Annotated in this window: 1 protein-coding gene; it reads left to right on the top strand. The window is 40.2% G+C overall.

Annotated elements, in window-relative coordinates; genetic code table 11:
* A partial coding sequence (locus SB689_RS23485) for a catalase-related domain-containing protein (RefSeq protein WP_410694456.1) occupies positions 1 to 259 on the top strand: 259 nt, incomplete at both ends.

Below are 259 nucleotides of genomic sequence, written 5' to 3'. Positions count from 1 at the left end.
ATTGATGGTGCCGCTGCCCATTGGGATCATCGTGAAGATGCTGATTATTTTTCTCAACCGGGAAATCTTTTCAGGCTGATGTCTGATCAGCAAAAAGAGGTTTTATTTAAAAATACAGCAGAAGCAGTAGGAGGTGCACAAAAGTTTATACAAATTCGTCATATCAGAAACTGTTATCGGGCTGATTCTGCCTATGGAGAAGGAGTGAGTAGAGAATTGGGATTGTCTATGTCAGAAGTTTTTGACTATGAAGGGTATG

The organism is Chryseobacterium sp. SIMBA_038 (genome assembly GCF_046535115.1).
GTDB lineage: Bacteria > Bacteroidota > Bacteroidia > Flavobacteriales > Weeksellaceae > Chryseobacterium.
The sequence above is the reverse complement of the archived record's forward strand: the minus strand, read 5'-3'. Positions and strand labels throughout refer to the sequence as shown.